Annotated in this window: 21 protein-coding genes and 2 pseudogenes; 7 read left to right on the forward strand and 16 right to left on the reverse strand. The window is 42.7% G+C overall.

Features of this window, described 5'->3' with window-relative positions:
- The first annotated feature begins 21 nt into the window (after window positions 1-21).
- Window positions 22-417 carry a helix-turn-helix domain-containing protein gene (locus myaer_RS16755; protein ID WP_046662922.1) on the forward strand — a complete coding sequence of 132 codons (396 nt, stop codon included), beginning with the start codon at window positions 22-24 and terminating at the stop codon, window positions 415-417.
- Between the two features lie 60 nt (window positions 418-477).
- Here the strand turns inward: myaer_RS16755 and shc are convergent, their stop codons facing one another.
- From shc to myaer_RS16785, 6 genes are all read right to left on the reverse strand, one after another.
- Complete coding sequence (shc, locus tag myaer_RS16760) at window positions 478-2,385, reverse strand: squalene--hopene cyclase (protein WP_046662923.1); 1,908 nt, start codon at window positions 2,383-2,385, stop codon at window positions 478-480.
- Between the two features lie 242 nt (window positions 2,386-2,627).
- The gene (tsf, locus tag myaer_RS16765; protein ID WP_046662924.1) at window positions 2,628-3,383 is read right to left on the reverse strand and encodes a translation elongation factor Ts; all 756 of its coding nucleotides are present in this window, start codon (window positions 3,381-3,383) and stop codon (window positions 2,628-2,630) included.
- Between the two features lie 116 nt (window positions 3,384-3,499).
- Window positions 3,500-4,297, reverse strand: coding sequence for a 30S ribosomal protein S2 (gene rpsB / locus myaer_RS16770; RefSeq protein ID WP_046663820.1), 798 nt, complete (start codon window positions 4,295-4,297; stop codon window positions 3,500-3,502).
- 156 nt (window positions 4,298-4,453) lie between these two features.
- The gene (gene bcp, locus myaer_RS16775; RefSeq protein WP_046662925.1) at window positions 4,454-4,921 is read right to left on the reverse strand and encodes a thioredoxin-dependent thiol peroxidase; all 468 of its coding nucleotides are present in this window, start codon (window positions 4,919-4,921) and stop codon (window positions 4,454-4,456) included.
- A 2-nt stretch (window positions 4,922-4,923) separates the two neighbouring features.
- The gene (locus tag myaer_RS16780) at window positions 4,924-5,772 is read right to left on the reverse strand and encodes a M56 family metallopeptidase (protein WP_046662926.1); all 849 of its coding nucleotides are present in this window, start codon (window positions 5,770-5,772) and stop codon (window positions 4,924-4,926) included.
- Window positions 5,772-6,260: a BlaI/MecI/CopY family transcriptional regulator gene (locus myaer_RS16785; protein WP_002753379.1), complete on the reverse strand. Its 489-nt coding sequence runs from the start codon at window positions 6,258-6,260 to the stop codon at window positions 5,772-5,774. The genes myaer_RS16780 and myaer_RS16785 overlap by 1 nt, the downstream gene beginning before the upstream one ends.
- A 20-nt stretch (window positions 6,261-6,280) precedes the next feature.
- On the opposite strand from myaer_RS16785, the gene myaer_RS16790 reads away from it, so the two are divergent.
- From myaer_RS16790 to myaer_RS16800, 3 genes are all read left to right on the forward strand, one after another.
- Entirely contained in the window at window positions 6,281-6,580 is a 300-nt protein-coding gene (locus myaer_RS16790) for a DUF4090 family protein (protein WP_045359761.1), read from the forward strand.
- Window positions 6,581-6,878: 298 nt separating this feature from the next.
- Entirely contained in the window at window positions 6,879-8,039 is a 1,161-nt protein-coding gene (locus tag myaer_RS16795) for a sugar phosphate nucleotidyltransferase (RefSeq protein ID WP_046662927.1), read from the forward strand.
- 167 nt (window positions 8,040-8,206) lie between these two features.
- The gene (locus myaer_RS16800) at window positions 8,207-9,445 is read left to right on the forward strand and encodes a lipid-A-disaccharide synthase (protein WP_046662928.1); all 1,239 of its coding nucleotides are present in this window, start codon (window positions 8,207-8,209) and stop codon (window positions 9,443-9,445) included.
- A 12-nt stretch (window positions 9,446-9,457) separates the two neighbouring features.
- On the opposite strand, the gene dnaG is transcribed toward myaer_RS16800, so the two are convergent.
- The 6 genes and pseudogenes from dnaG to myaer_RS16830 all read right to left on the reverse strand — a co-directional run bounded on the left by dnaG (window position 9,458) and on the right by myaer_RS16830 (window position 16,787).
- Window positions 9,458-11,338 carry a DNA primase gene (gene dnaG, locus myaer_RS16805; RefSeq protein WP_046662929.1) on the reverse strand — a complete coding sequence of 627 codons (1,881 nt, stop codon included), beginning with the start codon at window positions 11,336-11,338 and terminating at the stop codon, window positions 9,458-9,460.
- A 761-nt stretch (window positions 11,339-12,099) separates the two neighbouring features.
- Window positions 12,100-13,224 (reverse strand): beta-ketoacyl-ACP synthase, encoded by a 1,125-nt coding sequence (locus myaer_RS16810; RefSeq protein WP_046662930.1) that lies wholly within the window; start codon window positions 13,222-13,224, stop codon window positions 12,100-12,102.
- A 106-nt stretch (window positions 13,225-13,330) separates the two neighbouring features.
- Window positions 13,331-14,068: a peptidylprolyl isomerase gene (locus myaer_RS16815; protein ID WP_046662931.1), complete on the reverse strand. Its 738-nt coding sequence runs from the start codon at window positions 14,066-14,068 to the stop codon at window positions 13,331-13,333.
- Window positions 14,069-14,096: 28 nt separating this feature from the next.
- Window positions 14,097-14,663: a photosystem I assembly protein Ycf4 gene (locus tag myaer_RS16820; protein WP_046662932.1), complete on the reverse strand. Its 567-nt coding sequence runs from the start codon at window positions 14,661-14,663 to the stop codon at window positions 14,097-14,099.
- 347 nt (window positions 14,664-15,010) lie between these two features.
- Window positions 15,011-15,471: pseudogene (locus myaer_RS16825) on the reverse strand (hypothetical protein).
- Window positions 15,471-16,787 carry an AAA family ATPase gene (locus tag myaer_RS16830; protein ID WP_046662933.1) on the reverse strand — a complete coding sequence of 439 codons (1,317 nt, stop codon included), beginning with the start codon at window positions 16,785-16,787 and terminating at the stop codon, window positions 15,471-15,473. The pseudogene myaer_RS16825 and the gene myaer_RS16830 overlap by 1 nt, the downstream one beginning before the upstream one ends.
- 730 nt (window positions 16,788-17,517) lie before the next feature.
- Between myaer_RS16830 and myaer_RS16845 the strand changes: the two genes are divergently transcribed.
- The 3 genes and pseudogenes from myaer_RS16845 to myaer_RS16855 all read left to right on the forward strand — a co-directional run.
- On the forward strand, window positions 17,518-17,868 hold the full coding sequence (locus myaer_RS16845) for a DUF6883 domain-containing protein (protein WP_046662934.1): 351 nt from the start codon (window positions 17,518-17,520) through the stop codon (window positions 17,866-17,868).
- Window positions 17,865-18,173: a DUF4926 domain-containing protein gene (locus tag myaer_RS16850; protein WP_002732232.1), complete on the forward strand. Its 309-nt coding sequence runs from the start codon at window positions 17,865-17,867 to the stop codon at window positions 18,171-18,173. Before myaer_RS16845 ends, myaer_RS16850 begins: the two co-directional genes overlap by 4 nt.
- Before the next feature lie 251 nt (window positions 18,174-18,424).
- Window positions 18,425-18,666: pseudogene (locus tag myaer_RS16855) on the forward strand (transposase family protein); the annotation flags it as partial.
- Here myaer_RS16855 and myaer_RS16860 read toward each other — a convergent pair.
- From myaer_RS16860 to myaer_RS16875, 4 genes are all read right to left on the reverse strand, one after another.
- The gene (locus myaer_RS16860; protein ID WP_071846483.1) at window positions 18,652-18,834 is read right to left on the reverse strand and encodes an AAA family ATPase; all 183 of its coding nucleotides are present in this window, start codon (window positions 18,832-18,834) and stop codon (window positions 18,652-18,654) included. The pseudogene myaer_RS16855 and the gene myaer_RS16860 sit on opposite strands and share 15 nt — an antisense overlap.
- 348 nt (window positions 18,835-19,182) lie before the next feature.
- Window positions 19,183-19,518 carry a ribulose bisphosphate carboxylase small subunit gene (locus myaer_RS16865; protein WP_002741682.1) on the reverse strand — a complete coding sequence of 112 codons (336 nt, stop codon included), beginning with the start codon at window positions 19,516-19,518 and terminating at the stop codon, window positions 19,183-19,185.
- Window positions 19,519-19,533: 15 nt separating this feature from the next.
- Entirely contained in the window at window positions 19,534-19,932 is a 399-nt protein-coding gene (rcbX, locus tag myaer_RS16870; RefSeq protein WP_002732424.1) for a RuBisCO chaperone RbcX, read from the reverse strand.
- A gap of 130 nt (window positions 19,933-20,062) precedes the next feature.
- Window positions 20,063-21,478, reverse strand: coding sequence for a form I ribulose bisphosphate carboxylase large subunit (locus myaer_RS16875; RefSeq protein ID WP_046662935.1), 1,416 nt, complete (start codon window positions 21,476-21,478; stop codon window positions 20,063-20,065).
- Window positions 21,479-21,687: the final 209 nt, after the last annotated feature.

Genomic DNA, 21,687 nt, shown 5'->3' on the forward strand with positions numbered 1-21,687 from the left:
TTTTGCACGACTACTTAAATTATGTTTGCCACTGATAAATACTTAGAATTATTAAAGCAATATCCTCCTCGTCCTATTGACAATGAGGAAGACTTAGAAATGATGCAGGAGGTTATTAATCGCCTTTTAGACAAACCCCAATTAACGGTAGAAGAAAGGGAATATCTAAATGTTTTAGGGTCTTTAATTTATGATTATGAGGAAAATCAAGAGCCAATACCTGATATTTATGGACTTGAATTGTTGAAATTTATATTAGAGGAAAAAAACCTACAAAAGCAAGATTTGCTATCTATTTTTGAAAGCAAGTCAACCTTGGATAACATTCTTGATGGCCAACAAGAGTTAACTCCTGTCTACATTCAAAAATTAGCCAATTTTTTAAATATATCTCCTGATTTATTTCTTCCTAGTTAGTCACAAAAAATGCGCTAGACAGTTAAGCTTATTTCCTGTCTTAACGCATAGGTTAACGGACTAAATCAAAGCCCGATAACGCCCCAAAGCCAGTAAAGGAAAATACTGCTGATAGAAATGATATTTCAGGTAAAAATGACAGGGAAAACCTGTACCGGTGAAGTAATCTTCATCCCATGTACCATTTTCTTTTTGGGTAACAAGAAGATAGTTAACGCCCTTTTCAATCACTTCTCGCTGATAATTGCCGGTGACTTTCCCGACGGCTAATAAACCGATTAATGCCCAAGCAGTTTGGGAAGCGGTACTATTTCCCTGTCCTTTAAATTTAGGGTTATTGTAACTAAAACAGGTTTCACCCCAACCACCATCAACATTTTGACAACTGCTTAACCAATTGGCTCCTTTTTGCAATTGCTGGCGATATTTATTCGGTTCCAGAAAAGCCAAAGCAGATAATGCCCCACTGGTTCCATAAATATAATTTACACCCCAACGACCAAACCAACTACCATCAGCCTCCTGTTCTTTTTCCAGATAATCCAACGCTTTTTTAACTCGATTTTCCTCCATTTTAACATCACAAGTACCTAACATTTCTAGAACTCTGGCAGTAACATCAGCCGTATTAGGATCGATCATTGCTTTTAGATCGGAATATGGCAAAGAATTAAGCCAGTTTTGATCGTTATCGATGTCAAAAGCTCCCCAACCACCAGCTTTACACTGCATAGTAGCCATCCAATTAACTGCCCGTTTCATCACACCTTTTTTAATATTTTCATCGGGCATTTTAATTAACTCTAAAGCCATCACCACCACTGCCGAATCGTCTAAATCGGGGTACCAGCGATTGTCAAATTCAAAAGCCCAACCGCCGGGGGTTCCGATTTTATTTTTAATCGCCCAATCGCCATAATCAAGAATTTGTTGATCGATTAACCATTGTCCCGCTTTAATTATAGCTGGATGAGCAGGATTTAGCCCGGATTCAATTAGCGATCGAATTACCCAAGCCGTATCCCAAACTGGCGACACACAGGGCTGTACACAATAGGTATTGTCTGTCTGAATGGCAAAATTATCCACGGCTTTTAAACCCCGGGCAACAATCGGATCGTAAACATCATAACCTAGGGCTTTTAAAGCTAACAGAGAATTTAACATCGCTGGGATAATTCCCCCCCAATCGCCCGTGTCTTCCTGTCGTTCAATTACCCATTTTTCCGCCGCTTTCAGACTTTCTTGACGGAAGGGAACTAAATTAGTTTTTTCTGCCCATTTAAACAGCCCATCTAACCAGAGGAAAACATCTGACCAATCGTTATTTTTTGGTAACTCATACTTGACATTATTCACCCCTTCTGTATAGAGTTCATCGAGATTAAAACCCATTTTATACACGGGTTTTTTGTCAAAAACAATTAATAAAGGAACCGTACTTCCCCGCGCCCAACTGGACATTTCATAGATAGTAAAAGGGAAATTTTCCGGCAGTAGCATGATCCAAGCGGGGATAGAGGGAACCCCCTGCCAATCGTAACAACCAATCAAAGCGAGGTGCATTTTGGTGAAAATGCGGGTTTTACTGATGCCACCTTTAGCTAAGATAAATTCTCTAGCTTTTTCTAAAGCAGGATCATTAAGGGGAATTCCCAATAGTCGCAGCCCCATGTAGGCTTCCACAGTGGTGCTAAGATCGCCACCATCCCCATAAAATAACTCCCAAGCGCCGTTAGGACACTGTTGCTGACGCAGATAGGTGGCTGCTTTGTCTAGGGGGCGATTTTTGTCAGTTTTCCAGATTTTGTGCAGTAAAATTGCTTCTGAGGTGATGGTGACATTAGATTCTAATTCTGCCCACCAGTAACCCTCAGAGTATTGGGTAGAAAGTAAATAATTTTGAGAAAGTTCGATCGCTTTCGCTGTTTTAGCGGCTATTTCGGTGATTTTTTCCTGAATCTGCATTTTTTCCGTTCGACAACCTCTAGGGACCACCAGTGCAAATAAGATAATCTTATTTACAAAGTTTTTAATAAGTAGGTAAAAGATAGGCTTTTGTTCCCAAAGAATCCAGTAAAGGAATCTGCTTTAGTTGCCACTTTCTTTTTTCTTTTGACTGATTACTGATAACTGATCAAGTACCCCCACTCCCCTGAAGACAAAAAGGGTACGAAACTCGCACCCCACCAGATTGATCTTCATTTAACTTACTTTTTCTTTTTGCCTTTAGCGGGCGGATTATCCTTCGCTGCCGGTTCCGGGGCTTTTTCCTCCACTTGCGGGGCTGCTGCTACCGGTTCCGGGGCTTTTTGTCCCATTTGGGCGGCTACTTCGGCGGCGAAATCCGTTTCTTCTTTTTCGATCCCTTCACCTAGTACAAAGCGTTGGAAACGACGCACCTGAATATTTTCTCCTAAAGCGGCGATCGCTTGTTTAATCAACTCCTCAATACTGATGTTCTGATCGCGGATAAAGGGTTGATCGAGCAGAGAAAGTTCTTTCAAACGTTTTTCAATGCGACCGGCGACGATTTTTTCTTTGATATTATCGGGTTTATTGGCTAAATCGTCCCGTCCCATCTCAATTTCTTTTTCTTTGGCGGAGATTTCGGCGGGAATATCGGCCACTTTTACATATTCGACGTTAGGACAAGCGGCAATCTGCATCGCCACGTCATTAACCAATTTTTTGAACTCCTCGCGACGGGCCACAAAATCGGTTTCACAGTTCACTTCCACTAACACACCGATGCGACTGCCGGTGTGGATGTAACTGCCGATTATCCCTTCTGCCGCTACCCGACTAGCTTTTTTCTCGGCGGAAGTAATCCCTTTTTGACGCAACCATTCGATCGCTTTAGTTATATCCCCCGCGTTTTCCGTCAGCGCCCTCTTACAATCCATCATGCCGGCGCCGGTCTTTTCCCTAAGTTCTTTAACCTGTTGTGCTGTAATTTCCGCCATAATATTCTTAACCTACTGCTTATAATTGATCATGCCACGAGAGGGGCAGGTTTTGCCGCTCGCTAGGTCCGGAAAGTTTCCCCCCGAACCTAGCGGCGATCAATAGCTAATTTTCCCTAGTTATCGTCATCTCCACTGGCAAATTCGGCGGCGTATTGGGAATAATCACTTTCTTGCTCGTACTCGGTTTCATCCTCGTAGTCTTCCTCGTATTCTTCCACCGCTGCCTGGCCACCGCGACGACCTTCGATGATCGCATCGCTAATTTTGCCTAAAATCAGTTTGACTGAGCGAATTGCGTCATCGTTGGCGGGAATCGGCACATCTACTAGGTCAGGATCGCAGTTAGTATCCAAGAGGGAGATGATGGGAATGCCCAATTTTTGACATTCTTGGATAGCGTTGTATTCCCGACGCTGATCGACTACGACGACTAAATCCGGCAGCCGGCGCATGGTTTTAATGCCACCGAGGTATTTTTCCAGTTTGCCCAATTCCCGACGCAGTACCGATGCTTCTTTTTTCGGTCGTTTATCGAGGGCGCCGCTATTTTCTAATTCTTCTAATTCTTTGAGTCTTTCTACCCGGCCGCGAATGGTTTCCCAGTTGGTTAACATTCCCCCTAACCAGCGTTGGTTAACGAAGTGGCTACCGCTGCGTAAAGCTTCCTGTTTAATGATTCCTGCCGCTTGCCGTTTCGTACCGATGAATAAAAAGCGTTTACCGCGATCGGCTTCTCCTCGGACAAATTCGTAAGCTTCTTCGATTAATTGGGCGGTTTGCACCAAATCAATGATATGAACCCCATTTCGGGCAGTGTAGATGTACTGAGACATTTTCGGGTTCCAACGGCGCGTTTGATGGCCGAAGTGAACCCCAGACTCTAGCAATTCTGCGAGAGAGACAACGGGCATATTTTTCTCCTTTTCGGGTTTATCCTCCATCTAGGGCTGGATTTCTAGATTCCTAGAAACACCCGATCGCCTAGATGTGCGATTTTTGACAACTTTTCTAGTCTAACACGAAAGGGCGCGATTGCCTACCCGTAAATATTGGGTACTGAGGGCTTGCTACTGCAATTCCTCAAGTTTTTTCAAAACGGCTTCTGCATGGGCTTTTACCTTGACATTTGACCAAATATAGGCAATATTTCCCTGGGGGTCGATCAGAAAAGTGGATCGTTTAATCCCCATATATTCCTTACCCATAAATTTTTTTAATCCCCAGACTTGATAAATTTCCGCCAGTTGATGTTCGGTATCGCTCAATAATTGAATAGTTAAATTGTGTTTTTCAATAAAACGACAGTGGGACTTCTCTGAATCGGGACTAACTCCCAGAATTACCGCATTTAATTGCTGAAATTGCGGTGACAAAGCGGTAAAATCGATCGCTTCTGTGCTGCAGCCCGGAGTGTTATCTTTGGGATAAAAATATAAGACCAACCATTGACCGGCAAAATCTGCTAATTTGCTAATTTCCCCCCTTTGGTTGGGGGTGGCAAATTCGGGGGCTTTTTGTCCAACTTCTAGGGTCATTTTTAGGAGTGCAAAGGCAAGAGTAAGAAAGGAGCGAGGGAGAGGGAAAGCAAGAGCCAGACTTGATAGTTAAATCTGGGCAGTTCGGGTTTTTCTGACTCGACTAACGCTTCAATTCTCTCTAATAAACGATTATTTAAGGAATGATCATTGAGAGCGACACAGCAACTATCGGAGAAACTTATTTCCGCCACTTGATTAACTTTTTCTGCCACTAAAAGTAGGGATTCAGCTAATAGTAAATAATCCACTTTTCTGGAAGCGTACTTATCGGCGCGTAATTCCCGCAAGAAGACCAATTCTGACCATAAATTCTCACTATTGGGCAGCCAAGAAGACATTGATCGCAGCCAACCTAACCAGAAAAACCAGAAAGTGTCATGATATTCTTGATGAGCTTGTTCGTGGGCTAAAACTGCCTGTAAATGTTCTTTATCTAAGAGATTTAATAATCCTTGGGTTACAATTAATTCCGACTTCCAGAAGCCAACTCTGGCACTGTAGGGAAAATCCACCGCTAAAACTCTCGCCTTCTGAGCGGTGATTTTTTTGAGGGGATAACTGCTAAAATCCCGATGGGTTTGCCAAGTTTGATAGGAGAGTTTTATCAAACAAAATAGAGCAAAAACTAGCCAAATTATAGCACTAAAGTAACTAATTAAACTGGAGTTATAGCCCAACATTTGCCCCCGATAGCCCATACAAACCACCGATATAACTGTCATTAACAGGAGCAAAGGCGGAAAGAGAAAGAAAAATAGCGTTATCTGCCAACGACGCTGATAGCTAGGCAGAAACCAACGTAAACCAATGGCGATAGTTAATGCTAGTAATAACATTGAACCGTGCATTAGCTTTCTCTCCGTTGTTGACGCAGGGTATCTAAACGAGAGGCGATCGCTTTTAATTGTTCGACACTAGCAGTATCGAGACTATCGGCAAAAGAAGCCACCACATCGGCATTACCAATAGCCAAAAAACGATGTAATTGTTCGTAGGCTTTAATTGCTTGTGCTTGTTCCTTAGAAACCATCGGTTTCCAGTAGAAAATCCGACCCTGTTTATAACAACTTAACCAGCCTTTATTAGTTAAACGACGCAGTACCGTAGTCACCGAAGTATAGGCCAGATCCCTTTCCGGATCCGCTAAAATGCGATCATGGACATCCTTAACGCTAACGGGTTCCAATTCCCAGACAATATTGAGAATTTCCGCTTCTAGGGGGCCCAGGGATAACTGTTTTGGTTGATAGGTCGGCAATTGAGCCATAGTTACACAGAAATGAAGATTACTTTCCTGATCATAGCGGCGGATGTCGATCGCCTGATAAAATAGCAACGATCTTTTATATTATCTTTATGTCCACCGAAACTAATTTAACCACGACTACGGGCGCTGATGCCATTGATGTGGCGATCGCTAATGGTATTGATTTTGATGGTTCCCCGATTCCCCCAGCAAAATTGGAACTTTATCACCGGGTAATGGGTTTGGAAGCAGGACGACAAAGAAGCGGGGTTTCTAACACGATGAGATCGCGAATTGTCCGCATCGGGGCCAAACATATCCCCCAAGAGGAATTAAATCAGCTGTTGTTAGCCGCCGATTTTGCCCCTCTCAAGGAGAAAGAAATCGCTTTTTACTATAGCGTTTCCTAAGCTAGTGAGGTACACATATTTTTCTTCCCTTTTGACTTTTGCCTCTTGCCTTTTGCCTAAAACCCATAACTTTTGTACCTCAGCAGACTGAAAAACGCTATATCTCAAGTAGTCAAATTTTTGCTCGCCATTTTTCGCCTAGACTGCTTGGGGTTGACCGGATTGTTGGGGAAATTAGGCAGGGAGTCTAGGTTTATCTAATGGTCAAGAGGATCGATAACCACTGATTCCGAGCCAGTAATGATACACTAGGCATGATTTAACTTCAGACCTCGATCGCAAAAGGAAATAAACATCGATGAAAGCCATGATTTTGGCGGCAGGCAAAGGAACTCGTGTCCGTCCGATTACCCATACGATCCCCAAACCCCTGATCCCGATTTTACAAAAGCCGGTGATGGAGTTTTTGTTGGAACTGTTGCGACAGCATGGCTTTGATCAGATCATGGTCAATGTCAGTCATTTAGCCGAAGAAATTGAGAGTTATTTCCGCGATGGTCAGCGTTTTGGGGTGCATATCGGCTATTCTTTTGAGGGTAGAATCGAAGATGGCGAGTTAATCGGTGATGCCCTGGGATCTGCGGGCGGTTTACGACGAATTCAAGATTTTAATCCCTTTTTTGACGATACTTTTGTGGTTCTCTGTGGTGATGCGCTGATCGATCTCGATTTAACCGCAGCCGTTAAATGGCATCGAGAAAAGGGAGCGCTCGCCACTATTGTCACCAAAACCGTCCCCAGAGAGGAAGTATCCAGTTATGGGGTGGTGGTTAGCGACGAGGAGGGAAGGATTCTCAGTTTCCAAGAAAAACCCGCCATCGATGAAGCTTTAAGTACCTGCATTAACACGGGTATCTATATTTTTGAGCCAGAAATCATTGATTTTATTCCCCCTAATAGTAAATACGACATCGGGGGCGAGTTATTCCCCCAATTAGTCGCTAAAGGTGCGCCTTTCTACGCTTTAAACATGGATTTTGAATGGGTTGATATCGGTAAAGTTCCCGACTACTGGCAGGCAATTCGCGGGGTGTTATCCAGGAAAATTAAAAATGTTGCTATCCCCGGCATCGAAGTTAAACCGGGCATCTACACGGGCTTAAATGTGGGGGTAAACTGGGATAAAGTCGATATCACCGGACCTGTGTATATCGGGGCAATGACACGCATTGAAGACGGGGCGAAAATTGTCGGTCCGAGTATGATTGGCCCAAATTGTTGGATTTGTGGCGGCGCGACGGTGGATAATAGCGTTATTTTTGAATATTCTCGCCTCGGTCCGGGGGCGCGTTTGGTGGATAAGTTGGTCTTTGGGCGCTATTGTGTTGATAAAACCGGCGCCGCGATCGATGTGGAAGCGGCTGCCTTGGATTGGTTGATTACTGATACCCGCAAGGTTCCCCCAGAATTTGATCACCCTAAACATCAGGCAATTCGTTCTTTATTCAATAGCAAGTAGGCAACACCGCAACAGGGAACTTTTTACTTTTTACTTGATCAGCTAAGAGGCATCTTAACCTCCTATCCTTAGATTAGCTGAATCTTTCTCAATCCCTTTACTGTTGCCTCTTGCCTCTTGTCTTTTGCCTCATCTCAACAAGCAATTTAATGCGCGGGCAGCTTATCATGTTTGATTCTCCTGTTGATCTTCTCATTCTCTCCAATGGTCCTGGAGAAATATCTACATGGGTGCGTCCAGTTGTCAAGAGATTGCGACAAAACTTAACAGAAGATCGATCGCGGTTGCGGATTTCGGTGATCCTTTCCCCTTGTACTCATTCTATGGGGGCGGAAACGGAAGTAGTTAGGAAATATCCAGAGGTCGATCGAGTCCAGTCGCCAGAAAACTTCTTTAATTTTCTTTTCTGGGGAAAAACCGCCGATAATTGGGATTGGCACTCCAAGGGCATCGTTTTATTTTTAGGGGGCGATCAATTTTTTGCCCTCACCATCGGTAAACGTTTGGGTTATCGCACGATTATCTATGCGGAATGGGAAGCGCGTTGGTATCGGGGGATCGATCGCTTTGCCGTAATGAATACAAGTGTATTAAATAATATTCCCCAACAATATCAGCATAAATTTACTGTTATCGGCGATTTAATGGTGGATTTGCCCAATGCTATCACCCCGGATGATGCTACCTTAATTGCACTTCTCCCGGGTTCTAAACCCTCGAAATTAGCCCAGGGTGTACCCCTAACCCTAGCCATTGCCGAAAACATACACGCGCAGAATCCCCGGACTAAATTTTTAATTCCCGTCGCTCCTACCCTAAATTTAGCTTATTTGGCGAAATTTGCCGATCCTAGCTATAATCCGATGATCACTAAAACCGGTTGGAGTGCTGCTAAATTAAAAAACGGTGAAAAACCCTATCTAGAAACAGCTAAGGGGGTAAAAGTTGACCTAATTACCGATTTTCCCGCCCATAACCAGCTTTCTCGCTGTCATTTAGCTTTAACGACGGTGGGTGCTAATACTGCCGAATTAGGGGCGCTGGCAATCCCGATGATTATTTTACTACCGACTCAGCAACTAGACGCGATGCGAACTTGGGACGGTTTACCCGGTTTATTAGCTCAACTGCCAGGGGTGGGTTCTTTATTTGCTAAGATAATTAATCTCTATATGTTGCGGAAAAAGCGTTTATATGCTTGGCCAAATATTTGGGCTGGTGCCGAAATTGTTCCGGAATTATTAGGGGAATTACAACCAGAGGAAGTAGCAAATATGGCTATATCTTGGTTAGAAAATCCCGAACAATTAGAGGCTATCCGGCAAAAATTGCGGGCAGTGCGCGGGCAACCAGGAGCAGTGGATAAGTTAGTATCTATTATTGCCGAACAACTGTCTAGTTTCTAATCAATCAGAGAATTAAGCTTGTTGGTAGTGAGGATCAATTGCGATTAATTTATTAACAGTTTGATAGAATTCCTGCTGATAAAATTCCCGTTGATTACTGTCGAGAGCATTAATTAATTGTTCTTGACAGTAGCGACGATATTCCATTAAACTAATTTTTTCCATAGCTATAATGGCATCTTTAATTTGTTCTTCTGGCTGCAAAATTTGCTGACTGGTATGTTCATTTAAGTGAAATAAAGAATTAAAATCACGATTTTTGTCTGTGGTGATTATCAATAAATGATTCTGTAAAGCTGACATCAAATCTCTTGGTTTAGTAATTTGGGTTTCTAACTCTAGAATTACTTGCCATAACCAACGATAATCAGGGACATTAAAAATTAAATCTTTTTCATCCAAAAGTTCACAAATTAGCCTCCGATATTCCGGAGAATTGAGATAAATTAATAATAATAACCATTCGGCTTTTTCTGAGCCGTTTTTTTCGGATTTATCTAGGATATTTTTTCTTGTAATTTCTGGGGATTTTCCCAGTGGTTTATTAACTTGCTTTGAGAGATTTTTTAAAATATATGGCAAACGAGCGGCATCTTTTTGAGCCAAAATTTCAGCACAATAATCTAGGTAAAAAGTCCGTTGATTACCATCGATTAACTTTTGCAGCAAACTAACCATACTACTAGACACTTGTTGAAAATGTAGTCCCTGTTTTAAATCTTTATTCACCAACATTTGCGAGATTTGCCAATCAATCCAAAAAGGAGATTTTTCGATTAATTCTCGATAACTATTTACCCCGTCAGCACGAGATTTAAGAAATTCATCGGCATCTTTACCATCGGGAAGATTAAGGATTTTTAGGTTAACTTGTCCTGAATAAACTAGGGAGTTAATTTCCTCGATCGCCCTTTGTGTCGCTTTAATTCCCGCTTGATCGGCATCAAAATTAAAGATTATTTGTTTACTTTCACTGTAGCGCAAAAGTAGCTTAATTTGCTCTTGACTTAAAGCTGTTCCTAAACAGGCAACCACATTATTAATACCGGCTGCATGGAGAGCGATCGCATCAAAATAACCCTCCACAACTATCGCTAAATCTTGCTGAATAATTGTCTGTTTAGCTCGATCGAGAGCAAAGAGAGTTTTTCCCTTTTCAAATAGAGGAGTATCGGGAGAATTTAGATACTTTGGTTGTTCATTACCTAAAGTACGACTACCAAAAGCGATCGCCCGTCCTTGACTATCAAAAATAGGAATCATTAAACGATCTCGAAATTGATCGTAATAACCACTACCATTTTGACGCGCTTTAATTAATCCCGCTTGTTCCACTAAAGCCACAGGATAGCGCTTTTGTTCCACTAAATAACGATAGAGAGTTTCCCAACCTTGGGGAGAATATCCCAGTTGAAAATTAGCGATGGTTTCTGGGGTTAGTTGTCGTTGTACCTTGAGATAATCTAACGCTTTTTCCCCTTGAGGTTGACTAAGGGCGTGTTGATAAAAACTCACCGCTACGGCCATTATTTCGTATAATTGTTCTTTGAGGGATAATTTCTGCTCTAATTCCTGACGCTGTTCTACTGCCAGAGTTTTAATCGGGATTTGATACCTTCTAGCAAGCTCAAAAACCACCTCACTAAAAGATTGTTTCCCCACCTCCATAAAGAATTTAATCCCGTTTCCCCCCGCACCACAGCCAAAACAGTAATACATTTGTTTGGCAGGACTAACCGTAAAACTAGGGGATTTTTCCTCGTGAAAGGGACATAAACCGACGTATTCCCTTCCCCTTTTTTTGAGGACGACTCTCTCGGAAATTAAATCCACAATATCAATTCTTTGTTTAACTTCTTCGATCGTATCTGGATGTAGTCTCGGTGTATCCATAATCAGTTATCAGTTATCAGTTATCAGTTATCAGGAGATTTGCTTTTATTTATTCTCCCCGTCTCCCCAATTCATCATTCATCATTCATAATTCATCATTCCCACTCCCCTCTCCTTCTCCCCCATCTCCCCACTGCGATGGCGGCATTTTGTCCTCCGAACCCGAAACTAAGAACGTAGGTTGGATTGAAGCATGAAACCCAACACCCGCTCATGTTACGCTACCCCTAACCCATCCTACAAATAATTGGGCTCTCTTCTTCTTTGTGTGATAAGTTTAACTTATATAGGAGCGCTCAATCTTTGTGTCCTTTGTGTCTTTGTGGTTCCTTCCAGTCGCTCGCCAGCAGGACTGTATCTTAGAATACATTTTACCCACCAAACCTAAGAGAGCCATAATTGTGCCTCCCTACTTATATTAAGTGAGCAGTATTAAATAAGAAGTGTCCCACCGTCTTTGTTTACCAATCGCTGATCACTGAAAAATCTCCCCAACACCTAGCACCCCCACTAATACCCTTTTTGACTCCTAGAAATTCGCACCCATAAGTAATAAGAAAGGACTTGACTTTGCCGGCGGCTTGTGCTATGCTTTTCTCATAATGGGAATCCGTGCAAATTTCAGCAAACCTAAATATTTCTATTATGAATAAAATCCTTTAAAAATATTATCTCAAAATCTCCCGACAAAAGCAAGCAAAATTTTCCCCATAATTGTTAAGTTTTCTTAAAAATGCAGAGACGGGCAAGGAAAGAACTGATCACTGATCACTGAAAAACTTCCCCACTGCGATGGCGGCATTTTGTCCTCCGAACCCGAAACTAAGACAGAGACAATTGTGCAGAGAAAAATTAACAGCCGATCTAGCTAAATTTAATTGAAAAGGCGACTCGCGCACACCGACACAGGGGGGAATTAGCTTATTTTTCAGAGCCATTAAACAAAAAGCCACACCTAACGCCCCCGAAGCCCCTAAAGTGTGTCCTGTTGCGCCTTTTGTCGAGCTTACAGCCACTTGCGAGCCAAAAATGCTGGCGATCAGGTTTGACTCCCGTTCATCGTTTAAACGGGTGCTAGTGCCGTGGGCGTGAATGTAATTAATTTCATCTTTTCTTAATTGACTTCTGTGCAAACATAGTTCTATCGCTTTGGTAGCACTACGATTATCCACCGCCGGGGCGCTAACATGATCGGCATCGCAGGTAAAACCATAGCCCAAAATTTGCCCGTAGATGGGGGCATTTCTGCTTAAAGCCAGTTCTTCCGATTCAAGGACTAAAATCGCGCCACCTTCGCCCAAAACCAAACCCTCTCTAGCTATATCAAAAGGATAACAGCCCGTTTTCGCCAAAGCTCCCATCTGTTCAAATCCCACCAAAGTTAAGGGAGTGATCGGAGTTTCGATCGCCCCGGCTAAAACTCGATCGCATTCTCCCATTTTGATTAATTCTACACCCTGGGCGATCGACCAGATGCCCGTGGCACAGGCCGCCATCGGTGCTAACACTGGGGCCCTGGTTTCTATCAATCTAGCGGTCAATACCGAGGCGCGATCGGGTAAACTATCTAACCAGTTTTCTACTATTCCCGTCGCTGCCATCCGTTCCCATAAACCCTGACAACCGCGACTAGAACCGATAGTGACACCACAATCCTTTAAGGGAGGCGTTAACTTCGCGTCTTCAAGGGCGGCAATCAGGGCAATTTTGGTTAAATCCTCTAAAAATGCCGGTTTGTGACCGATTAAACCCAAAGGTAACGCGGGTAAATCAGAAAAGGGTTGTTGCCTATTTATACCAGTTTTGCCCTCTAGTAATCTTTGCCAACTCTGACTTAAATTTCCCAGAGAACTGATCAACCCAATTCCCGTCACCACAACATTCATTTATCAGTTATCAGTTATCAGGTATCAGTTATCGGAATATTAAATGATTGGGGGGGGGGACGGCGAAGATTAAATTATTGTCGCCTGGTCCCACCCTAACCGATCGCTATTTTTTCAGATTTTCTGCACCAGAAATAACTTTGGCCGAGTCAATTTTATCCCCTTGTTTAATCGTATCGATCACTTCCATTCCCTTAGTGACATAACCAAAAACGGCATAATCACCATCGAGGAAATTGATATCCGACAGGGCAAAATAAAACTGAGAAGAAGCCGAATTAGGCTGTTGAGAACGGGCCATCGCGATCGCACCGCGTTTATGGGGTAAAGCGACGATGGGAGTGCGGGCCGTGGCCTGTTGACCGATTGCTTTCCCATAAATCGGCTCTTTTTCGTCTTTAAGGAGAATTTCCAAGGGAACATAACGGGGCTGCTTGGTTTCCGGGTCAACAAAACCACCAGTTCCGCGACCTTGGGGATCACCACCTTGGGCGACAAAAGGCTGCGGTTCTGTAACCACGCGATGGAAAGTTAAACCATTATAAAAACCTCTCCCCACCAGATCCACAAAGTTACCGGCGGTAATTGGGGCTGCATTGCCATCAATTTCGATCGTTACCGGTTTACCTTTGATGATCATCTCGACGACGGCAGTTCCATCTAAGCGGGGTTTGTAATTATCCATGTTGACACTGCCCGAACTGGCAGGTTGAGAGGTTTGGGTGATACTAGAATTATCGGGGGTGGAGTTAGCTTCTGGGGAAGAACAGCCGAAAAGTGTCGTCGTTGTGATTAAAAAAACACAAACCACAGACAGCCAGCCAGATTTTCTTATCTTCATCATTTTATAGCCAAAAAGAGCGAAAAAAGGCCTACAATCCCTCTAGAGGAATTTCCAGAAAACGAGCGAGTTCCGCTCCTTGATTTTCCAATTCCGAGAGGGACATCGGATCACCGACGCGAGTTAAAGGGATATCGCGACGCTGTTTAATCCGCAGGAATAGTTCCCGTTTCGGGTTGAGTCCTTCTCGCACTTCGGCCCGCACAGCTTGCACATCTTCCATGGGCCAATCGAGATCAATGCGACGATTTTTGCCGGGGTAGCCCCAACGAAAGATTTTAACTTTGCCGGTTTCCTTATTAAACTCGTTGTAACCACCTCCGACATTCCAGAGGAGAGATAACCAGAGATAGATGGCTAAAAGGGTCCCCGCAGTGCCATAAAAGAGGAGGGCGACTCCTTGGGGAATAAATTGTAAGGCACTGGTATCGCTAACGAGAAGTAGATTGACCTTCAAATAACTGGAAAGACCGGCGAGGAGAAACCCTAGACCGCCAATAGAGACGATTACAGCCCAAAAATAGTTACTAGGGCGACGCGCTCCCACTACTTCTTGCCGTAGGATCAGGCTATCTTTACTTGTTGTTTGCGCTTTCATGAATTCTTTTTAAGGTTGCCTAGAGTTATTTTACCAGCTTTTTTCTCGCCACTTCCCCAACCCCGACCCAGGGATGCAGCCGTTGATTTTTCTGGATGTACCCGTGTTTATCATAATATTTACTTATAGGTGAGTGGGGGAAGTTTAGGGGAAAATTCCCTAATCGTAATTCTCCTCGGCAACAATCATGCGTTAGATTTATTCGGGGTTTCCTTAATTTGTACCCAGTAACAACACATCAGATACAGCACGGGTTATGGTCTTTTGTCAAGGGGGAAGTCCAATAATTAAATCTCTACCTTTTAAAATACAAATGAACTATTAAAAGTAAATCCGTAGTCAATTACTCATAACTTCGGTGGCTGCTCGTAACTTTTAAGGTGTTTGTCCAAAGACCATATATAGACGCGGCGGCTTGGATTTTGATCACAAATTTTCTGCCAATCATGAATGATAGAAAAGTCCCCAGTCCCCTACGTTGCATCGCTTGATCAGGAAACTCTTTTAACCATCCTTGCAGGTCTTCTTGCTTTAGAAAATTAATAGGGGTGAAGGGAGATTTTCCTTCAAGAGCTTGTGTTACCTGATTTACAAATTTTTCTGCACAAGTGCGTCGCTGATTGCCATCTCCATTTTGGGCAATATGATTGCCAGTTTCCAGAATAGTCGCCATTGGCAAAAAAAGAGATTCTCTAGCTTCAATTTTCTCTTTTAACTCTTGAAATATTAACTCAGATTGACTCGCTTTGTGGGGTACATTAAGTATCTCTAAAAAGATCGAAGTATCGATCAGACAAATAGCTCCCATCAGGCTACTTCTCCCTGTTTTAATTGCTCTAACCAACTTAGCGCGTTTTGTTGACGTTGTTCTGCTGTGGACTTATCCTTTAAGAACTTATCTAATACTTGTTTAGTCATCAACTGACCAAGAGTTCCCTGCACAATTAATTCGGGGAAACGCTCTAAATCAGCTAATCGGACAATACGACTATCTCCTGCTTGCGGATCTCGGTAACAACAAAGTACATTTCCAATATCACTATCGGGTACTGCATCTAATAACGCCGGGTTATGGGAGGTGATCAGTACCCTCAGTTTTCTTTCTAAGGCGATCTCCCGAATTTGCTTAACTAAATTATCTGCACGACTGGGATGAACACCATTATCGATCTCTTCAATAATTACGAAAGTTCCAGGATTTACACTTAGTAGAGTTGCAGCAATCGCTAAAACTCTCAGAGTACCATCAGACAACAAAGGAGCATCTATCTGATGTTCTTTGTTCCCAAAAGACTCTATTAGTTTCACCATAACATCCTTGCGGTCTGTAATGATAAAGCGAATATCGGTAATATCCTGTTCTGGTAATGAACGAATGAAATCAAGCAACTTGTTTTTTTGAGTCTCTCCCTGCTGACAAACTGCGTAAAGAACACTAGAAAGGTTAGAGCCATCTTCTTTAATATCATCATCTTTAGCGTAAGCATAATCCCGCATTACTGCTGGACGAGGATCAAGAAAGACGATATTTCTCAAGGTTTCTCGAATTACTTTAGTAACTGCTGGAATAATTTTTTGTGATTTAGTATGACTTTGCTGGAACCGACTGGGAGTTTCCAATTGATAAAAAATAGCTTGTCGGTTAGAGCAAGGTATGTGGGGCTTTTTACCACCTTTATTAAAATTGTTATACATCACCCTAATTTCATCGGTGTGCGGGTTAGGATCGCCATCAATTTTGTAAAGTGTTAATTCCTGATCTTTACTAGCTTTACTGACACTTTCTCCGATTATAATAAGTTGGTCTGATAATAGCCCAATTTCAATCTCAAAATCAGTCCAACCGTCAGGAGCGTTATCAATGTGTGTTGCCAAGGTAAAATACTCTTTTTCTGCACCGAAAAGATCGATCGCTTGTCCACGAGCAATTGCATTCCCGCTTTGAATGTTGCGTTCAATGTCATCTAACCTGCTGCCTTTCGCTAACCACGAAAGTAAGCGAATTGCTTCTAGTGCATTACTTTTTCCTGACGCATTAGCACCGATTAAAAAGGTGATGGGTGCTAGAGACAAGGTTGCCTCCTGATAGCTTTTGAAATTCCGAAGAGTCAGCGATGTTAACATACTTTTCACCCATTAAATCTTGACTGGTGCAGTTTGAGCATTTGTACTAAAAGTTCCAATACCAGCGCAGCTTATAGACTCTAACAAGTACCGAAAACTAGCACCCATAACCTTGAAAACTCAAACTGTAGGGCAGGGCATATCCGAACAGTATAATCTAGGCTTGGGGAGATAAGATCGCTGTTTATTGGCATTAGGGCGGAACCCTTACCCTTACTGCAGGTCGCTTCTCAGAAAAAATTGAAAAGACGCTACTGGGTACATTTTCCCCTTGAAAATGGCTGTACCGTTGACTGTATCTAGAGTAGAGCGATTCTGTGGAGTTGGCTGTATGGTGATCGCTAACCTTATGATCACAGATGATGTCATTAATCTTTAGAGTAAGCAATTCCCTCTGTAGCCATGTTTTTGCTGGTTTTCTGCCCCGAAACAAGCTATAATGATCTAAGGGTCAAATTAGAAGATTTTTGCCGCAAACCCTATCTGCGTAAAGACTTCAGGATTTTGTGTTCAGTAGCTCATTGGTATTATATGGCTTTAACTCAGGCTCTGTAAGACTTTTAGCCATAGCTAGTATTTTTGTACGGGTAAAGTCCAGAGCTAAATGGTTGCCTTTTTTAACTTTTTTATTGATCTCATTAAGCATTTCTACTTATTGCAAGGGTGAGATGCTCCCTTATGAAATATGAAACTAGAGGCAAAGTCAAAATTAATAATCGTCTTAATTCCAATGAAATTAAAAGATATTGTCAACAAAGTCAAAATAGATTCTAGAAAATTAACCCAATATGCTCTCAATTTAGACAATCCAAAAGGATTAAATAAAGCCATCATGTTTCAACGCCACTTAGGATATACTCAAGATAATTATGAGCCACTTCTACAACAAATCGCTAACAAATCCCTTGAAGCAAAAGCTGTTTATCAAAGTACAGATCGACATGACAAACGCTATCAAGTTGACCTAGAAATTACAGGAATTGAACCAGGGCAACAAGAAATAGTGAGGACTGGATGGATTGTTGATCCTGATAGTGATACAGCTAAATTAGTAACTTTATATGTGAGAAAAAGACCATGATTAAACCAGAATTATTTGACCTTGTGGAATTATTAGTTGACTTGCCTGAACATAACTTAATAATGGGAGAACAAGGGACAATTGTTGAAGACTACAATGATGGTTGTTACGAAATTGAATTTAGTAATGATCTAGGGGAAACTATAGCCCTTTGTTCTCTCCCAATGCAGCAATTTATTGTTATCTGGAAAGCTCAGAACAAAACTTGGTTATCTTTAACAGAAAAGCTAACAGCTTTAATCGATAAATTACCCAAAGAAAAGCAACAAAAAGTTTTAGATTTCACCCGCTCTTTGTATCAATAAAATCGGAAAAAATAGGCTATTCCAGAATTGTTATGCAAATAATTAACTTAAAATAAAAGCTAAAATTCATATAGGGAAGGACTTAAGGCACAAACAAGTTAAGGCCACAAAGATAGACAATAGAGTTAAGATTTGATATAATCGCCAAAAACGAGAGTATTTTACCTATGATAGTTGATAAATTTTTGAACCTAAAAGGAACCTCTATTCAAGGCTATCGACACCTAGAAAATATCGGTATATTTTGACGAATTGAATCAAAAAATAAAAAAGCAACGGCTCGACTGAGCGTTCGACTGAGCTCACGCCGAAGTCTCGCCGAACGTCCTGTCCTCGTTGTGGGTTAGAGAGCGATAAACTACACCAAAATCATCGACATTTAGTCAAAGATTTACCGCTCTCAGGCTAACCAGTGTACCTACAAGTTAATCGTCGTCAATTTAAGTACGTTAATTGTCAGAAACCCTTTAGCAAAGAGTTAGATTTTGTCGCCAATGTCATCTAACCTGCTGCCTTTCGCTAACCATGAAAGTAAGCGAATTGCTTCTAGTGCATTACTTTTTCCTGACGCATTAGCACCGATTAAAAAGGTGATGGGTGCTAGAGACAAGGTTGCCTCCTGATAGCTTTTGAAATTCCGAAGAGTCACCGATGTTAACATACTTTTCACCCATTAAATCTTGACTGGTAGTGATTTTATTGTAGTGGTGATAGCTCATCTTAATAGTGAGGTAAGCTGTTGACTATCTAAATTACTCGTTAAGATTGGATGGGAGAAGGGTGAAGGAGTTCGAGCATTTGTGGTAAAACTCGCAATACGCAGTTAAATGCAGTACAGCTTACGACTGCTTATTATACTAAATCTGGTTATTAAAGACTGATTATTTATTCCCCTTTTTGCATGAGTGCATGAGTAGAAAACGGGTTTCTCCGAGAAACCCGTTTTCTATCAAAAAAAAGGGAGGTTTAAGAACCCCCCTCAACAGTTAATAATTAGATGACAACCAAATTAGTAGCGGCCGGCATTGGGTTTATGAACAATAAAGCTCATGGTTTGACATTGTTTGATGTTGTCAAAAGCGATAACGCGGATGTAGCAATCAGAATATTCAGTGCGGCACTCGCGAACTTCATTAAGAACTTCTTGGGGGCCAGAAACAGAGAATAAAGGCAGTTTCCACATCGTCCAATGATAATCTGCGGGTTTGGGATCTTTTTCAAATTCCACAGCAGGAATATAACCCTGATCGATCATGTATTGAATTTGTTTAGCAATTTGTTGATCGGTGAGGGGGGGCAAGTAGGAAAGAGTTTCGTAACGCTTCTCTTTAGGTAAAGTTTTCATGGGTTTCTTGATTCCTTATGGGTTGGGTAGATCATCAACATCGAGATTTAATTCCGATGTCTCTGGTTGACTTATAGCAGTACGGGTGAGACGTTCCAAAAGTTGCCGACGATGTTCGGTATTGTCATTAATAATTCCCGTTTTTACCATCTCTGGCAAGAACTCTAAAACCTGTTCGGCTAGATGTTCTCTTACCGTCATGATCCGCAAAACTAACTCTTTATTCTCAGTCATTAACCCCGCAATATAGGCCTCGCCATCCTGAATGGAATGGCTAGAAGTATAGTGACTCAGCCAAATAGCCAAAGTGGGATTAGTTTCTGACAATTGATCGATAATCGTGCGAACCGCTTGGTAAGTTAGGTAACTTTGTAAGACTTTCGCGGTATCTTGAACAACTTTTTTCGGATACATTTTATACAGTTTTCAGTTATTGGCTAGACAGTTATCAGTGTTGAAATTCTAGCGACTGCTTGCCGATTTTGGGCAAGTCCCCAGCATTATTTTGCACCGATAACTGCTAACAACCTTCTGAAGGGCTGTATTAGAGGGTATCCATAGCCTCGAACTCGAATTTGATTTCTTTCCAGAGTTCGCAAGCGGCAGCCAGTTCAGGACTCCAACGGCAAGCTTCCCGGATAACGTCGTTACCTTCGCGGGCTAAGGAGCGTCCTTCGTTACGAGCTTGGATACAAGCTTCCAGAGCCACACGGTTAGCGGTGGCACCCGGTGCGTTACCCCAGGGGTGGCCGAGGGTTCCACCACCGAACTGTAAGCAGGAATCGTCACCGAAGATTTCCACCAGCGCCGGCATATGCCAAACGTGGATACCACCGGAAGCAACCGGCATTACCCCGGGTAAGGAGGCGTAGTCTTGGGTGAAGAAAATACCACGAGCGCGATCTTCTTCTACATAGTCTTCACGCATCAGGTCAACAAAACCCATCGTGATGCCGCGTTCACCTTCGAGTTTACCGACAACGGTTCCCGAGTGCAGGTGATCACCACCGGACAGACGTAAGCACTTAGCTAAAACGCGGAAGTGGATACCATGATTTTTCTGACGGTCGATAACCGCGTGCATTGCCCGGTGAATGTGGAGCAGTAACCCTTTGTCGCGGCAGAATTTAGCCAGGGTGGTGTTAGCGGTGAAACCACCGGTGAGGTAGTCGTGCATGATGATCGGGGTTTTGATTTCGGCAGCGAATTCAGCCCGTTGCATCATCTGCTCGCAGGTAGGAGCGGTTACGTTGAGGTAATGTCCTTTAACTTCGTTGGTTTCTGCTTGGGATTTAGCGATCGCCTCTTGGACAAAGAGGAAACGATCGCGCCAACGCATGAAGGGTTGAGAGTTAATATTTTCGTCATCTTTGGTGAAGTCTAAACCACCGCGGAGACATTCATAAACGGCACGACCGTAGTTTTTAGCGGAAAGGCCGAGTTTGGGTTTGATGGTGCAACCGAGTAAGGGGCGACCGTATTTGTTTAATTTGTCCCGTTCAACGGTGATACCGTGGGGAGGACCTTGGAAGGTTTTGATTAAAGCGACGGGGAAACGGATATCTTCTAAACGGAGACCGCGTAGAGCTTTGAAACCGAAAACGTTACCAACGATCGAGGTGAGGATGTTGGTGACGGAACCTTCTTCAAATAGATCTAAAGGATAGGCAACGAAACAGAAGAACTGGTTATCTTCGTTGGGTACGGGTTCGATATCATAACAACGACCTTTATAGCGATCGAGGTCGGTTAAGTTATCGGTCCAAACGGTGGTCCAGGTACCTGTGGAAGATTCCGCCGCTACTGCCGCACCTGCTTCTTCCGGAGGAACTCCTGGTTGGGGTGTTACCCGGAAGCAAGCTAGTAGATCGGTATCTTTGGGGGTGTAGTCGGGGGTGTAGTAGGTCAGGCGGTAGTCTTTTACGCCGGCCTGGAAACCTTTGGATTTGGCTTGCACCATTGGGATTATTCCTCCATAAACTGCATGATTAGTCGCACCTGTAAAATCTCGCCGTCAACCGACATAGATTTTTCTTAAGCTCCTGTCCCCTGCTGCTAGGAGCGAAGTTAGGGAGCAATTTTCACTAATGTTTTTTTCAACTGATCATCTTAACACGAACTTTATCCTATTCTGATCATTTTTTTTCTCTATCCCTAAAATTTTGATTG

The sequence above is a fragment of the Microcystis aeruginosa NIES-2549 genome, from assembly GCF_000981785.2.
Lineage (GTDB): Bacteria > Cyanobacteriota > Cyanobacteriia > Cyanobacteriales > Microcystaceae > Microcystis > Microcystis aeruginosa_C.

Coding starts and splice junctions, on each gene's coding strand:
- myaer_RS16755 (WP_046662922.1), top strand. CDS start 22: ATGTTTGCCACTGATAAATACTTAGAATTATTAAAGCAATATCCTCCT.
- shc (WP_046662923.1), bottom strand. CDS start 2,385: ATGCAGATTCAGGAAAAAATCACCGAAATAGCCGCTAAAACAGCGAAA.
- tsf (WP_046662924.1), bottom strand. CDS start 3,383: ATGGCGGAAATTACAGCACAACAGGTTAAAGAACTTAGGGAAAAGACC.
- rpsB (WP_046663820.1), bottom strand. CDS start 4,297: ATGCCCGTTGTCTCTCTCGCAGAATTGCTAGAGTCTGGGGTTCACTTC.
- bcp (WP_046662925.1), bottom strand. CDS start 4,921: ATGACCCTAGAAGTTGGACAAAAAGCCCCCGAATTTGCCACCCCCAAC.
- myaer_RS16780 (WP_046662926.1), bottom strand. CDS start 5,772: ATGCACGGTTCAATGTTATTACTAGCATTAACTATCGCCATTGGTTTA.
- myaer_RS16790 (WP_045359761.1), top strand. CDS start 6,281: ATGTCCACCGAAACTAATTTAACCACGACTACGGGCGCTGATGCCATT.
- myaer_RS16795 (WP_046662927.1), top strand. CDS start 6,879: ATGAAAGCCATGATTTTGGCGGCAGGCAAAGGAACTCGTGTCCGTCCG.
- myaer_RS16800 (WP_046662928.1), top strand. CDS start 8,207: ATGTTTGATTCTCCTGTTGATCTTCTCATTCTCTCCAATGGTCCTGGA.
- dnaG (WP_046662929.1), bottom strand. CDS start 11,338: ATGGATACACCGAGACTACATCCAGATACGATCGAAGAAGTTAAACAA.
- myaer_RS16810 (WP_046662930.1), bottom strand. CDS start 13,224: ATGAATGTTGTGGTGACGGGAATTGGGTTGATCAGTTCTCTGGGAAAT.
- myaer_RS16815 (WP_046662931.1), bottom strand. CDS start 14,068: ATGATGAAGATAAGAAAATCTGGCTGGCTGTCTGTGGTTTGTGTTTTT.
- myaer_RS16820 (WP_046662932.1), bottom strand. CDS start 14,663: ATGAAAGCGCAAACAACAAGTAAAGATAGCCTGATCCTACGGCAAGAA.
- myaer_RS16830 (WP_046662933.1), bottom strand. CDS start 16,787: ATGTTAACATCGCTGACTCTTCGGAATTTCAAAAGCTATCAGGAGGCA.
- myaer_RS16845 (WP_046662934.1), top strand. CDS start 17,518: ATGAAATTAAAAGATATTGTCAACAAAGTCAAAATAGATTCTAGAAAA.
- myaer_RS16850 (WP_002732232.1), top strand. CDS start 17,865: ATGATTAAACCAGAATTATTTGACCTTGTGGAATTATTAGTTGACTTG.
- myaer_RS16860 (WP_071846483.1), bottom strand. CDS start 18,834: ATGTTAACATCGGTGACTCTTCGGAATTTCAAAAGCTATCAGGAGGCA.
- myaer_RS16865 (WP_002741682.1), bottom strand. CDS start 19,518: ATGAAAACTTTACCTAAAGAGAAGCGTTACGAAACTCTTTCCTACTTG.
- rcbX (WP_002732424.1), bottom strand. CDS start 19,932: ATGTATCCGAAAAAAGTTGTTCAAGATACCGCGAAAGTCTTACAAAGT.
- myaer_RS16875 (WP_046662935.1), bottom strand. CDS start 21,478: ATGGTGCAAGCCAAATCCAAAGGTTTCCAGGCCGGCGTAAAAGACTAC.